Origin of the sequence: Rossellomorea sp. LJF3, from assembly GCF_037046045.1 — a bacterium.
Classification (GTDB): Bacteria; Bacillota; Bacilli; order Bacillales; family Bacillaceae_B; genus Rossellomorea.
In genome coordinates, this window is record NZ_JBANLY010000001.1 from 100,438 (window position 1) to 113,502 (window position 13,065).

General features: G+C 41.3%; 14 protein-coding genes. 12 read left to right on the plus strand and 2 right to left on the minus strand.

What is annotated here, in order from left to right; genetic code table 11:
• Positions 1–16: 16 nt before the first annotated feature.
• The 9 genes from V8G47_RS00475 (at position 17) to V8G47_RS00515 (ending at position 8,188) form a co-directional block, all read left to right on the plus strand.
• Positions 17–250, plus strand: a complete 234-nt coding sequence (locus tag V8G47_RS00475) for a hypothetical protein (RefSeq protein ID WP_336198355.1) — start codon at positions 17–19, stop codon at positions 248–250.
• 199 nt (positions 251–449) lie between these two features.
• Positions 450–1,379, plus strand: coding sequence for an RNA polymerase sigma factor (locus V8G47_RS00480; protein ID WP_336198356.1), 930 nt, complete (start codon positions 450–452; stop codon positions 1,377–1,379).
• 182 nt (positions 1,380–1,561) lie between these two features.
• Positions 1,562–1,981: a GNAT family N-acetyltransferase gene (locus V8G47_RS00485; RefSeq protein WP_336198357.1), complete on the plus strand. Its 420-nt coding sequence runs from the start codon at positions 1,562–1,564 to the stop codon at positions 1,979–1,981.
• A 160-nt stretch (positions 1,982–2,141) separates the two neighbouring features.
• On the plus strand, positions 2,142–2,324 hold the full coding sequence (locus tag V8G47_RS00490; RefSeq protein ID WP_229595114.1) for a hypothetical protein: 183 nt from the start codon (positions 2,142–2,144) through the stop codon (positions 2,322–2,324).
• Positions 2,325–2,427: 103 nt separating this feature from the next.
• A complete protein-coding gene (locus tag V8G47_RS00495) occupies positions 2,428–2,889 on the plus strand; it encodes a VOC family protein (protein ID WP_336198358.1) in 462 nt (153 codons plus the stop codon).
• 541 nt (positions 2,890–3,430) lie between these two features.
• Positions 3,431–5,140 (plus strand): ribosomal protection-like ABC-F family protein, encoded by a 1,710-nt coding sequence (gene abc-f, locus V8G47_RS00500; RefSeq protein ID WP_336198359.1) that lies wholly within the window; start codon positions 3,431–3,433, stop codon positions 5,138–5,140.
• Between the two features lie 147 nt (positions 5,141–5,287).
• Positions 5,288–5,857 (plus strand): TetR/AcrR family transcriptional regulator, encoded by a 570-nt coding sequence (locus tag V8G47_RS00505; RefSeq protein ID WP_336198360.1) that lies wholly within the window; start codon positions 5,288–5,290, stop codon positions 5,855–5,857.
• A gap of 50 nt (positions 5,858–5,907) precedes the next feature.
• The gene (locus V8G47_RS00510) at positions 5,908–6,840 is read left to right on the plus strand and encodes an NAD(P)H-binding protein (protein ID WP_336198361.1); all 933 of its coding nucleotides are present in this window, start codon (positions 5,908–5,910) and stop codon (positions 6,838–6,840) included.
• 124 nt (positions 6,841–6,964) lie between these two features.
• Positions 6,965–8,188 carry a dicarboxylate/amino acid:cation symporter gene (locus V8G47_RS00515; RefSeq protein WP_336198362.1) on the plus strand — a complete coding sequence of 408 codons (1,224 nt, stop codon included), beginning with the start codon at positions 6,965–6,967 and terminating at the stop codon, positions 8,186–8,188.
• Positions 8,189–8,237: 49 nt separating this feature from the next.
• On the opposite strand, the gene V8G47_RS00520 is transcribed toward V8G47_RS00515, so the two are convergent.
• Positions 8,238–9,077: a LysR family transcriptional regulator gene (locus V8G47_RS00520; protein WP_261750947.1), complete on the minus strand. Its 840-nt coding sequence runs from the start codon at positions 9,075–9,077 to the stop codon at positions 8,238–8,240.
• An 82-nt stretch (positions 9,078–9,159) separates the two neighbouring features.
• Here V8G47_RS00520 and V8G47_RS00525 point away from each other — a divergent pair, with 82 nt between their 5' ends.
• From V8G47_RS00525 to V8G47_RS00535, 3 genes are all read left to right on the plus strand, one after another.
• Entirely contained in the window at positions 9,160–10,029 is an 870-nt protein-coding gene (locus tag V8G47_RS00525; RefSeq protein WP_336198363.1) for a sulfite exporter TauE/SafE family protein, read from the plus strand.
• Between the two features lie 223 nt (positions 10,030–10,252).
• Positions 10,253–11,554: a M20 family metallo-hydrolase gene (locus tag V8G47_RS00530; protein WP_336198364.1), complete on the plus strand. Its 1,302-nt coding sequence runs from the start codon at positions 10,253–10,255 to the stop codon at positions 11,552–11,554.
• Between the two features lie 224 nt (positions 11,555–11,778).
• Positions 11,779–12,354, plus strand: a complete 576-nt coding sequence (locus V8G47_RS00535) for a sugar O-acetyltransferase (RefSeq protein ID WP_336198365.1) — start codon at positions 11,779–11,781, stop codon at positions 12,352–12,354.
• A 52-nt stretch (positions 12,355–12,406) separates the two neighbouring features.
• Here the strand turns inward: V8G47_RS00535 and V8G47_RS00540 are convergent, their stop codons facing one another.
• The gene (locus V8G47_RS00540) at positions 12,407–13,051 is read right to left on the minus strand and encodes a glycosyltransferase (protein ID WP_336198366.1); all 645 of its coding nucleotides are present in this window, start codon (positions 13,049–13,051) and stop codon (positions 12,407–12,409) included.
• Between the last annotated feature and the right edge of the window lie 14 nt (positions 13,052–13,065).

Consider the following 13,065-nt stretch of genomic DNA (forward strand, 5'->3'; position numbering starts at 1 on the left):
GAAGGGAAAACAAGGGATGGACAATATTGATAAACGAAACCGACTGGATGATTCTCCTTTTCATTTCCGGGTTCTCAAAGATCAAACCGTATTTATCGAGTATGAAGGTAAGCAGGTTAAAACCTTAAAAGGAAGAGAAGCGGATAAATTCTTGAAGAAAATGAAAGATGCCCGTGCTGAAAAAGAGATGCAGTTAATCATGGCAAAAGTGACCGGGAATTTTAAAAGAGGAAATGAACGGAAGAATTGAAAGTGCTTATTAAGTACTAATGTTTATAAGAGGATTTCCTAAAAGGGGAGTCCTCTTTTTCTATTATGCTGGCATTTTGTATATTATGGTAAAATATAGAGGGATATATAGATTTTTCAAAAATATTTTGGTTGTTTCCGTATAATTTTGCATTGTTAAAACGTTTTACATATGAACAATCAAATAGAGGGGGATGAAAATGCAGGAAAAAATGACGGAATCGTTTACGGAAAAAAACAGGGAATTGGCAGGTGAATTCAATGCCATGATGGAAGAATTCAAAGAAGGCTTGTGGAGGTATTGCCGTTATTTAACGGGCTCACCCTGGGATGGAGAGGATTTATTTCAAGATACCATGCTAAAAGCATTCGGAGGTTATTACCAGCGTTGGCACCCGACTAACCCGAAAGCCTATTTGTATCGAATGGCGACAACCACGTGGATTGACCAGTGCCGTAAAGAAAAAAGACATGTCGGTCTCCTTGAGGAAGATGAACTTCCTCAAGAAAACTTCACAGATGGTCTGGAGGCAGAGGAAGCCTTACACATCCTTTTTGATCTTTTTTACCCGAGGCAGGTGGCGGTCTTTCTGTTAAAAGAAGTGTTCAGATTCGATGCAAGGGAAGTGGCAGGGATGGTCAGGACCACTCCGGGAGCGGTCTATGCAACGGTCCGTCGAATGAAAGAGAAGTTGCAATCTGTCGACCTACTCGAGAGCAGGTCTCAACATCCGGTATCTGACACTCATCCGGTCATCCAAGCCTACCTGAATGCAATGAATAAAGGTGATATTGAAGCTGTTATGGCATTAATCAGTGAAGAAGCCCACAATGAGGCTGCCCTCGGTTTCCAGGAATACAGCAAGGGAGAGATGCGTTCAGGATCCATGAAATATGGTCTCCCTGGTATGAGGGCTATGGAATACTGCTTATGGGGACGTCATGTCATAGTCATGCTTTCAGAGGGAACGAATGGACCTGAAATCCATGATATCCAGTACCAGGAAGTGGAGAATGGGAAGATTGTGCACCATATTAGTTACTACTTTAGAAAAGAATTGATATTTGCCGCTGGTGAAGAATTGGGGATTCCACCTCAAATCGACAAGCCTGTAGTGGAATGGAATTGATAGGAGTAAAAGAAGCCAATCTGATGATTGAGCTTCTTTTTTAAAAAACATCCGAGTGGATGGATAATTATGTTAAAGTAAAGTCATAACTTTCTTTTATTTTTTGATGAACGTTGGAATGAAGTATTTTGGTAGAGAGTTAGAGGGATTTTATCGGACTAAACAATGGGAGGAAATTCAAGATGCAAATACGCTTGAAAAATGAAAACCACATAGAAATAAGGGCATACGAAACGGAGGACTTTTTCAATATACATACTTTAAATAGAGAAGAAAAATGGAATAATCTAGTGGAAAACATGGAAAGTACAAAGGATGCTTGGGAGCATTCGAACATTGCATATGTAGCAGTGTGTAATGGGCGTGTCATCGGCTATATCCGAGGACTTACGGATCAATCTGTAACATTGTTTATTTGTGAACTGCTGGTCCACGCAGATTTCCGCGGGTTGGGAATCGGAGATGCTATGCTCAAATACGTTCATGGGCTATTTCCAAAGACGAGAATTGAGATGCTGACCAACACGTCTTCTCATACCTATTATGAACAAAAAGGATACAGACCGTTTTATGGATTCAGAAAGACCTTTGCGGAGCATTAAGACGATTTTTAGGACATGTCACGACCACACTTTTTAAATCAGATTTCATTTTTTCAAGTACGCAATGAATTTAAAACCCATTTAACTGTCTGATTATATCTGAAAAGAGGGTTGCATTTGAATTCCATCCTCAACATATGATGATAAGGGGGAGATATAAATGCTGTGGTTTTTTGTTTTAATTGCAGGAACCTTAGTATTTGCATTAGCCATTGACATCAGACGCAAGCGAAGAGGGAACGACCGCCACACACCTGGGATAGACCCCGGAGCGAAACCAGGGGAAGACCGTAACTACACCATGGGTGGCGGACGGGATTCAGGTGGAGGGACAGGGCAATGATGGGACCCTGGCAAACTTGAAACTTTCACCATTTCAGAAAGTCCAGTTTAGGTTGACTGGGCTTTTTGTAATTTCAAACTAGTTCTTCACTTTAGAAATCTATTTGAAATCTATAAAAAGATTGCCAGAAATAAAGTGGTTTGAAATAATTGGTAGAAATAGATCGTTAAGGGAGGTTTTTGAATTGAAATTAACACATACCAGATTATTGGTGGACAATTATAGAAAATGCTTTCTTTTTTACAGAGACGTCCTGGGCTTTGAAGTATCATGGGGAGATGAAAACTCCTTGTATGGACAATTTAAAGTTGGACAAACACACCTAGGGATATTTGAGAGGAAACAGATGACGGATGCCCTCAACTCCGGATACATTGTAGGAGGGGAGCAAGGTGAACGTTTTGCTTTAATTTTTGAGGTGGCGAGTGTCGATGATACATATGAAAAACTGAAAGAAAAGGTAGAATTCATCACCAGTCCCATGGAGAAATTGGAGTGGGGGATGAAGGTCGCTCATTTTCGTGATCCAGAGGGGGCACTACTGGAAATCTATGAAAATATTTAGGGGACTAACGAGTATCTTTTCCTCGCCAGTGAAGAATCCAGATGGATCACAGGACAATTGATCAAATCAGAAGGCGGCTTTATAGGCAAGTGATGGTTTTAGAGAGGGACGGACCTGAATTTTAGAAATATAGGTCCGTCCCTCTATTTACAAAATTATCTAATAATGAGATAATAATGAAAATGTTGCGGGGAGGGATAGTAAGTTTATGGAACCAACTAATTGCTGATTAATTTATTTTTAAATTAATACGGATTTTGTATTGAGCTAAAAGTGCCTATGGAAGATGGGTTTATTTGTTATGCTCTTTATGGGATCAGGCAATTAGAAGGAAACTTACTTTCCTGATATCAAGATAATATTTTCGTGAAGAGGTATGCGGTGTCAGCAGCAACTTGTATGACTTCGCTGTCTTCTTTATGGATTAGATGTTGATCATGATACAAGACTGTAGGAAGGATTCCCTTCTTATGGTCTTTTTTTATTGAATATATGAATATAAGTAAGCCTTTTTTGACCTGTCCATAACTAGCGTAACTTCATGATAATGAAAGAAGGGACGTATATGTTGGAGTTAAAAGTAAATGGAATCAAAAAATATATGGAAGCGACACTTGTTGTTGAAGATGTTTCTCTTGAAATTTTTCAAGGAGACAAAGTTGGGATTGTCGGGGAGAATGGATCTGGAAAAAGTACAGTCTTAAAGGTGATTGCAGGCATAGAGCCGATGAATTATTATCCTGGGTACCCGCAGACTTCAAGCTACGGATACGATGAAGGTCTCATCCACATCTCGAATGGCGCAACCAGTGCCTACCTTGAACAATCGCCAAAATACCCCGCAGGATTGAAGGCGAGGGATGTCCTTTATTCAGCATTTGAGGAAGTGGATCGAATTGAATCAGATATGCGCAAATTGGAAAATGACATGAGTGTGTTGGAAGGGAACGACCTTGCTAGAGCTTTAAACCGATATAGTAACCTCATTCAATTATTTGAAGTGAAGGGAGGTTATGAGCGGGATGAGAAGGTAAGCAAGGTCTGTACGGGATTGCAGCTTACAGAAAGCCTGTTGGAGCGTGACTTTGACTTGTTAAGCGGAGGAGAAAAAACAACCGTCGGGTTAGGGAAGCTGTTGATCCATCAGCCGGACATACTGCTCCTGGATGAACCGACGAATCACCTGGATATGTCATCGATCGAATGGCTGGAGGGTTACCTGAAGAGCTATAAAGGTATGGTCCTCATTGTTTCCCATGATCGCTATTTCTTAGATAATGTAGTCACGAAAATTGTGGAAATTGAAGATAAAAAATCGATTTCCTATAAGGGGAATTACAGTTCTTTTGTGAGTCAAAAAGAAGAGAATATGAGAATCCAATACGAACATTTCAAAGAGCAACAAAAGAAGATCAAACGTATGGAAAATACGGTTATTAGCTTACGGGATTGGGCAATGAGGGCAGATAATACGAAGTTCTTCAAAAGAGCTGCAAGCGTTCAGAAAAAGTTATCCAAGATGGAGCATATCGATAAACCCGTTTTTGAAAGAAGGAACATGCAGCTTGATGTGAAAGCTTCGGGAAGATCGGGTAAAGAGACCATTAAAGGAGTTGGATTGTCGAAACAGTTTGGGGATAAATTGATATTTACCAATACTGATATCATGGTGCGTCACGGAGAAAGAGTGGGACTACTGGGGCCAAATGGATGCGGAAAAACCACTTTCCTAAAGATGCTTATCGGCGAAGATCAACCTGATGAAGGCGTCATACAGTTTGGGGCAAATGTAAAATCGGCCTATTTACCTCAAACCATTACATTTAAGTACGAAGAAGCCACAGTTCTAGATGCTTTCCGGGAAGACATCTTTCTTCTGGAAGGAAAGGCGCGGGAATACCTTTCAAAGTTCATGTTTTACAAAGGAAGTGTGTTCAAGAAAGTAAAACACCTTTCAGGGGGAGAACGGATCCGATTAAAACTTGCTCAGTTACTGTTTCAGGATATCAATCTATTGATCCTGGATGAACCGACGAACCATCTGGATATCGATACGATCGAAACGATTGAGGAAGCCCTGGACGAATTCAGTGGTACCATTTTCTTCATCTCACACGACCGCTACTTTATCAATAGAATGGCACAAAGGATCATCGCCGTTGAAGATTACACATTAAAAAGCTACAGTGGCAACTATGATGATTTTAAAGTAGAAATGGAAAAGCGAAGCAGAGATAAAAGACACCTTTAGAATCTGATTAGTGAAATCATTAAGGGACGGACCTTGAAAACAAGGTCCGACCCTATTTGTAAATGTTGGAATTAAATTGTTGACAATTGACTGGGATAGTCGTTATTATTTAATTAAACACTGGTCAATAAAAGGAAGTTGGAAAATATGTCACCAAGAAAAGCTGTAAAACAAGAACTCACTAAAGAAATGATAATGGTTGCTGCACGGGAGTTATTTCTTAAAAAAGGGTACCAACAGGTTTCCATTAGGCAGGTTGCATCTGAACTGGGTTACAGTCATGGATCAATTTACTATCACTTTAAGAATAAAGCTGAATTATTCTATGCCATAATTGAAAGTGACTTCAAATTATTAGATCAATGGCTTGATGACGTAATGAATCAGAAGATGGATAATCAAGGCAAGTTGAAGGAAGTCCTCCTTGCTTACATTCGATTTGGTATGACGCATAAAAGTCAGTATGAAATGATGTTTTTGTTATCTGATGACGAAGTGAAGAATTATGTGAATAAGGGACCGAACGAATCTTATGAGAAATTTGCAAAAGCCATTATCCTATTGAGTAACAAAAAAATTAGCATCCAACAGACATGGTCTATATTTCTATCTTTACATGGGTTTGTCAGTCACTACTGCCGTTGTGATGACACATTTGTTGAAGTAGGGAACCTTGCAGAGTCACATGTGAATTTTATCCTGAAATCATTAGGATAAAATTTTTTGAGGTTATTTGACCAGTGGTTAATTAATGAGGGGGAAGAAAAATGAATAAAGTTATGGTCATTGGAGCATCAGGTGGTATGGGATATGCTCTCGTAGAGGAATTAATCAACAGGGGAATCGAGGTAGTTGCATTCGCAAGGGGGAAGGAAAAGTTAATTCAATTATTTGGCAGTAAAAAATTAGTATCTATCCGGACCGATGATGCTGAAAATCCAGACCACCTTATCCAAAGCTCAATAGGCTGTGAAATAATCTTCCATGCAATGAATCTTCCTTATGAAGAATGGAGCGGGAAACTAAGTATGATCACGAAAAATATTATCATTGCTGCAGAAAAAAATAATGCTAAACTCGCTGTGGTTGATAATATTTATGCATACGGAAAAAGCGGTGGAGTAAAGCTGCCAGAGCACTTTGATAAGAATCCCCATACGAAGAAAGGAAAGCTACGTTTAGATATGGACCGCTTATTGAAGTCGTCTTCTGTACAAACTTTGGTATGCCATTTTCCAGACTTTTATGGACCGAACGCCAAAAATACTTATATTCACTTCACCCTTGATCAGCTTATGAAAAAGAAAAAGGCCGGATTTGTCGGACCTAAGGATATTTATCGCGAATTCATTTATACAAAGGACGGAGCAAAGGTAATGGTGGATTTGGCTTGCATTAATGAAGCTTACAATCAAAATTGGAATGTACCTGGTGCCTCCCCAACGACCGGTATTGAATTTGAAAAGCTCATAAAAAGCGTTCTTGGAGAAGAAAAAGGGCTTTACTATATCTCAAAATCGATGTTTTCTCTCTTCGCCCTCTTTGCTGGCAAAGGAATGCGTGAAGCACTGGAGATGCAGTATATTAATTCAGAACCAACAATTCTATCAGGTGAAAAATTGGAAGCTTTCATGGGGAAAATAGAAGCAACTCCATTCGAGCAGGGTATAAAGGAAACTATAGCGTATATGAATACTTAGTGTAAAAGTGTAATGGATAACTTTACTGAAGTAGGGACGGACCTTGAAAACAAGGGCCGTCCCTCCTCCTGTAAAAGTGATATAATGAATATCTGAAAAAAATATAGGTAAGGACGTAGATGAAATGAAGTACATATGGAAGCAATATATGAAAGTGCCTTTTGTTTTGAAGATGTCCGTCGGGTTCCTTTTAGGGATCATCGTCGGTCTTGTCTTTAAATCAGATGCTGAGATCCTGAGACCATTTGGGACGGTGCTTATTCACCTTCTTAGCTTGATTGCCATTCCAGTGATATTCCTCACCGTGGTTCAAGCAGTGAACAAAATGAGTATGCGGCAGCTTGGCCGGATGGGGTGGAAGCTGATTCTTTATTATGCAGCAACCACGGCAGCCGCTGTCTTCATCGGTCTTGGTTTGGCGTTCCTGTTCAACCCTGGAACCAACTTGGAACTGCCTAATACACAAGTGGAAGAACCGAAAGCACCGCAGTTTGGGGATGTTTTGCTTCAAATCATTCCTGATAACCTGTTCCAGGCTTTTGCCAGGGGGGATACACTGGCCATTATGTTCCTTGCCATCATCATGGGTATAGCCATTTCATGGATGAAATTTTCTGCAGATAGTAAGATGCAGGAATATGGGGGACTGCTGGATAAAGTTTTCACAGCCTTTAACGAAATGTTTTATATCCTCCTTAAGGGGGTGTTGGCTTATGCTCCCATAGGGGTGTTTGCCATCAGTGCGGCTACATTTGGTCAGCAGGGGTGGGAAACGATCCAATCCCTACTGAAGTTTGTCGGGGTCTTTTACCTTGGACTTCTTCTTCTTTGGGTTGTCGTATATACTGGATTCCTAAAGCTGACGGGTAACTCTGTCGTCAGTTTCTTCAAGCAGACGAAAGAAGCATACAGCACTGCATTCTTTACATCCAGCAGCATCGCATCCTTGCCGGTAGCCATTCAGTCTGCCAAAAAAGCGGGGATCTCTGAGAAAACGGCGAATTTCGCATTGCCTTTAGGCGCTATCTTTAATTCAGACGGTGGAGCTTTACGAATGGGTGTATCGATTGTATTCGCGGCAAATGTGACGAATCTGCACCTTTCCGTTACAGACCTGTTGATGATCGTGCTGGTCGGGACTTTACTATCTATAGGAACATCTGGAGTTCCAGCTGCAGGGTTGGTTACATTATCTGCGGTCTTAACGATGTTCGGCTTACCACTCGAAATAGTCGCCCTCATTGCAGGAGTCGATGCCATTATTGGAATGGGTGGAACGGCCTCTAACGTAACCGGCGACATTGTCGGTGCAGCTGTCGTAGATCGGGCTGAAGAAAGAAACGGCTAAATTGTTACGAAAGAGGGACGGACCTTGAAAACAAGGTCCGTCCCTCTTTTTAATTCGGATGCTCAATCAAGGATATCAGTTCCTTTATGACGGGATCTGAAGTGGCAGTTTCAGGATGAACTGCATAGATGGGGCGGTGGACAACATGTGGTTCAAGGGGGACGAGTTTTCCTTGGAGCACTTCGTCTTTGACCATGGAGCTTGAAAGAAATGCGATCCCTAGTCCCCTTACAGCAAGTTGTTTGATTAAGAAATGACTGCTTGCTTCGAGGACTTCAACCGGTACGATGCGCTCCGACTTTAAGAACTCATCCGCATATTCCCTCGTCCCTGATCCTTTTTCCCTGAGGATGAAGGGGGAGGAGTGCAGGTTCATCCTTTTGCTTGCGAAGAAGCGGAGCTCATCACGACTGATCACCTCTACATGAAAGGGCTCTAATCCTTTTGTGCCTTCTACGAGGGCTAGATCGAGATTGTTTGAATTCAATGCTTCAACTATCGTTTCGTGATTGTGAATCATCAATTGTAAACGGACTTGAGGGTATAAGACCTTGATCTTTTTGACGAAATCGGGAAGCAGAACATCACTGACGGTGTGAGTAGACCCAATCCGCAACTGAATTTCCTGCTTTTTTTGATCCACTTGTTCCATGGTCCTCCATAGTTCCAGCATCTTTTTTCCCTGCTCAAATACGCGTTCTCCTGCAGGAGTCAATTCAAACAGCTGATTGGTGGAGGACCGGTGAATAAGTGCTACACCAAGGGCTTGTTCCAACTTTTTAATGTGGACGCTGACGGTAGGTTGAGATAAATTCAGGTATTCACTTGTCTTAGTGAAATGCTGAAGTTGGGCAAGAGTAACAAACGTACGGATCCAATCCAGTTGCATCATATACCTCCATTAATAAACGTAATCGACTGTATTATCATTATTCATTTCTATTATAACTTATATAGAGGTATAATGTTCTATGAAGGAAGTGACGTACGACATGGAATGGATTTTATTTATGATAGGTGGCGCAGTCATCGGTGTCATCTCAGGTTTTTTCGGTATAGGGGGCGGGATTGTTCTGACTCCTACCTTACTGGTCCTAGGATATGAACCTAGTCAGGCCATCATCTTATCCTTGATGCTTACTCTGGGATCTACGGTGACGGGTACCCTGTCACATCTGCGTTTAAAGAATGTGTCCAAGAAGTTAGCGGTTTTCCTAGGGGTTTTCGGAGTAATAGGCTCTGTAGTAACCGTACCATTTGTAAAATGGCTTGACGCCATCAACGGTGCATCGATGTTCATCTCAATTGTCTATATTGGTATATTAAGCTGGTTTTCTTACCAGTTTTTAAGCAAACGACAACAGGACTCTAAGCCTAAAGGGATCTTTGCAGCTCCCGTCATAGGTTTATTTACGGGAATGATTTCCTCCCTTATGGGTGTCAGCGGGGGATTTGTCATGACTCCCTTACTTACGAAATGGCTCAAACTTGATCTGAACAAAGCAATTGGAACCAGTATATCTGCTGCTTCCATTATCGTATTGTCCGGGATCACCTCATATATGTACACAGGGGAGTCACTTGACTATCGCCACGGAATTTTGCTGATCATCGGTGCGTTGATCGGGACACCAATCGGTTCCATCCAGCTCAAACGATTCTCAGGCGTCATCGTCAAACGGATGCTTGCCGTACTTTATATGGTCGTTGCAGTGAGTGTCTTCTTCAAGATGCTATCAATCGCAACTGTCTCACTCGGTTTGATTCTGGGAGCGGTACTCGTTTTTTTCGGAATGTTGATTTATTCAGTTCAGCAATCCAAAAGGACAGCAAACTACTGACGAGGCAATTTTTGGAGAGGGGATTCCCCTCTCTTTTTTTATTTTTAAAAGGAAGAAGGATAAAGTTGACAAGGCATAGAACCTATTTTTATAAGGAAGATCTGAAGTGAGTATTGATCCTTATCGCTCCTATCTGGCGTCATTATTTATTGACACTCTGTCTAATGATTAGCGGGACAATAGACCTTACAATGGTAATAAGTCTAAAATTTATTAGCAAAGGATGATTCTATTGACGATCAATCGAAAAAGATTAAACCTTCATCTGCAAGAGTTAGCTGAAATCGGAAAAATTGGAGAAACTGGCGTTTGTCGCCTGGCTCACTCGAAAGAGGATCGGCAGGGCGTGGACAAAGTTAAAGAGTGGATGGAAGAGGCTGGTTTAACGACAAAGGTTGATGGATTTGGTAATCTGATTGGCAGGATTGAAGGAAAGGATAATACTAAACCAATCCTTATTCTTGGATCACACATCGATTCACAGCCTTATGGGGGCAGATTCGATGGGACGGCAGGGGCCCTTGGAGCAATCGAAGTGGTTCATACCATGATGGACAATGGAATCATTCCTGAGCGAACCATTGAAGTGATATGTTTTTCTGATGAAGAAGGAAGCCGTTTCAATAAAGGCATCTTTGGCGTAAGGGCTTTGGCAGGGATGCTTGAGGATGGTGAACTTGAGCGAAAAGACAAAGCTGGGGTTACAAGAAGGGAAGCACTGAAGGAGTTTGGTGTCGATACAGACCTGACACAAAGCCCTGTATATAAGAAGGGGGATATCGCCGCCTTCCTGGAGCTTCATATCGAACAAGGACCGGTGCTTGAAGGAAAAGATAAGCCGGTAGGAATTGTTTCAGGAATTTCAGGGCCGATTTGGTTGACTGTAACACTCGAAGGATTTGCCGGCCATGCAGGATCCGTTCCGATGAAGATGAGACAGGATGCTCTTGTCGGTGCATCAGAAATTATTCGCAAATTCGATGAACTGGTTAAAGAAGAAGGAACCGATACAACGGTTGGGACAGTGGGAAGTATGCAGGTGTTTCCAAATTCCAGAAATATTATTGCTGAAAAGGTAGAGTTTACAATTGATCTCCGTGATATCGATCTTGAAGCACGGACCAGACTCGAGCAAAAACTTTATCAACTGATCGAAGAAACTTCTTCTACTTATCATCTCAAATACGATATCAAGGAAGATACAAGAAGTGAACCGAGGTATTGTGCAGATTGGATCAAAAAAGTCATGAAAGAAGAAGACGAGAAGCTCGGTTTCGATTCTCCTACCTTGATGAGCGGACCGTTCCATGATGCCCTGATTATGTCCTATATCAGTGATTATGGAATGATTTTTGTCCGCTGTGAAAAAGGGATCAGTCACAACCCTTTAGAGTTTGCCGAGATGGATGATATCGAAAAAGGTGTGCAGCTCCTATACGCAACAGCCCTGCGAATCAGTCAGGAAAAAAGTGTCGATGACCTTATTCAGGATAAAGTCGGGTATTCTTCCGTTGATAATAACTAAAGAGTAACCATTCGATGGTACTTCTGTCAGTTGTCCTTCTATGACACCGGTATACTTTCATCTGGCCAGGCTATCTCTTACCTAAGTTAAGGGATAGCCCCATTTACGTATTGTCAATCCAATAACTCAAATAGGTAAAATCCAGCGATGATGATGCAATCGTTTGCACATAACAAAAAGATTAGATAATATAAAACTAAAACTTTTTATTAATGGAGGTTTACATGAAAACGGAAAAACAGAAAATGCTCCATGGTGAACTTTATGAACCGTGGGATCCACAATTAGTCGAAGAGAGAAAAAAAGCCCGTTATTTGACGCGAATATTAAATTCTACGACGGAGGAGGAAGGGGAAAAAAGAGTTGCTACCCTAAAACAGCTATTCGGCTCAACGGGAGAAACGGTTTATTTAGAACCAAACTTTAGATGCGATTATGGATATAATATTCACGTAGGAAACAATTTCTTTGCTAATTTTGACTGCGTAATTTTGGATGTGTGCAAAGTCAGTATCGGGGAAAATTGTATGCTGGCACCAGGGGTACATATTTACACAGCAACTCATCCTGTAAATCCCATTGAGCGTAATAAGGGGCCTGAATATGGAAAGCCTGTTATCATCGGGCATAATTGCTGGATTGGTGGCGGAGCAATTATTAACCCAGGAGTGAGCATTGGGGATAATGTAGTCATTGCTTCTGGTGCGGTTGTGACTAAAGACGTTCCATCCAACGTAGTGATTGGTGGTAATCCTGCCCGCATCATCAAGAAAATTGAATTGGAAGAGAAAAGATACTAGGAGGAATAAAATGGTAAAATGAGCTGGGAAACGATACTCCCAGCTCCTTTCATTAAAATTTTTCAGGAAACTGCTTCACGATTCCATCAGATAGTGCATCAGACAAATGAATGATATGTGCTCTACCATCATCAAAGCTTTTGATATTAGCTTTCCAATCTTTTTTAATCCGTGCCACTGCTTCATCGGTCACGAACTGTAGATGCATGTATAGCAAATCTTTTAATTTTTTTTCAGTCCAATAGGGATTGGCGCTTGCTAAGAATCGGGCAATATCATCGGCATTTCGATACCATTCTTTATTAAGCTGTTCTACTTCAGCCGATTTGCCACCTTTTGCAGCTTCTACGATTTTTCCCGCAAGTACAATATGTTCTGTCAATAAATCCGCTAATTGGTTACCTGCTTTTTCCCCATAATAGGGTTTGATTGCATTCCCGATATCTTTCTGGTTCTGAAGCAACCTTGCCAGTACGACATCGGTGTCTTCCAACCCATCCACTGCACTAATGATGTAATTCCTTGTGTAGAAGACATGATCGGTCCATAATGTCCTCATATCTTCCCTGGCCTTCATACTCGCTTCACTTATACAGGAATCCTGCTTGGCTGCTGCCATTCCAGGTAATGAAAAGAGTGACGCCATCACAACTAACAAAAGAATCCTACACTTTTTCAATTTCATTCCTCCAGTCATTAATGTCCTCCCTT

Coding starts and splice junctions, on each gene's coding strand:
- V8G47_RS00535 (WP_336198365.1), top strand. CDS start 11,779: ATGAAAACGGAAAAACAGAAAATGCTCCATGGTGAACTTTATGAACCG.
- V8G47_RS00475 (WP_336198355.1), top strand. CDS start 17: ATGGACAATATTGATAAACGAAACCGACTGGATGATTCTCCTTTTCAT.
- V8G47_RS00505 (WP_336198360.1), top strand. CDS start 5,288: ATGTCACCAAGAAAAGCTGTAAAACAAGAACTCACTAAAGAAATGATA.
- V8G47_RS00525 (WP_336198363.1), top strand. CDS start 9,160: ATGAAGGAAGTGACGTACGACATGGAATGGATTTTATTTATGATAGGT.
- V8G47_RS00490 (WP_229595114.1), top strand. CDS start 2,142: ATGCTGTGGTTTTTTGTTTTAATTGCAGGAACCTTAGTATTTGCATTA.
- V8G47_RS00510 (WP_336198361.1), top strand. CDS start 5,908: ATGAATAAAGTTATGGTCATTGGAGCATCAGGTGGTATGGGATATGCT.
- V8G47_RS00530 (WP_336198364.1), top strand. CDS start 10,253: ATGATTCTATTGACGATCAATCGAAAAAGATTAAACCTTCATCTGCAA.
- V8G47_RS00515 (WP_336198362.1), top strand. CDS start 6,965: ATGAAGTACATATGGAAGCAATATATGAAAGTGCCTTTTGTTTTGAAG.
- V8G47_RS00485 (WP_336198357.1), top strand. CDS start 1,562: ATGCAAATACGCTTGAAAAATGAAAACCACATAGAAATAAGGGCATAC.
- abc-f (WP_336198359.1), top strand. CDS start 3,431: ATGATAATGAAAGAAGGGACGTATATGTTGGAGTTAAAAGTAAATGGA.
- V8G47_RS00520 (WP_261750947.1), bottom strand. CDS start 9,077: ATGCAACTGGATTGGATCCGTACGTTTGTTACTCTTGCCCAACTTCAG.
- V8G47_RS00480 (WP_336198356.1), top strand. CDS start 450: ATGCAGGAAAAAATGACGGAATCGTTTACGGAAAAAAACAGGGAATTG.
- V8G47_RS00540 (WP_336198366.1), bottom strand. CDS start 13,051: ATGACTGGAGGAATGAAATTGAAAAAGTGTAGGATTCTTTTGTTAGTT.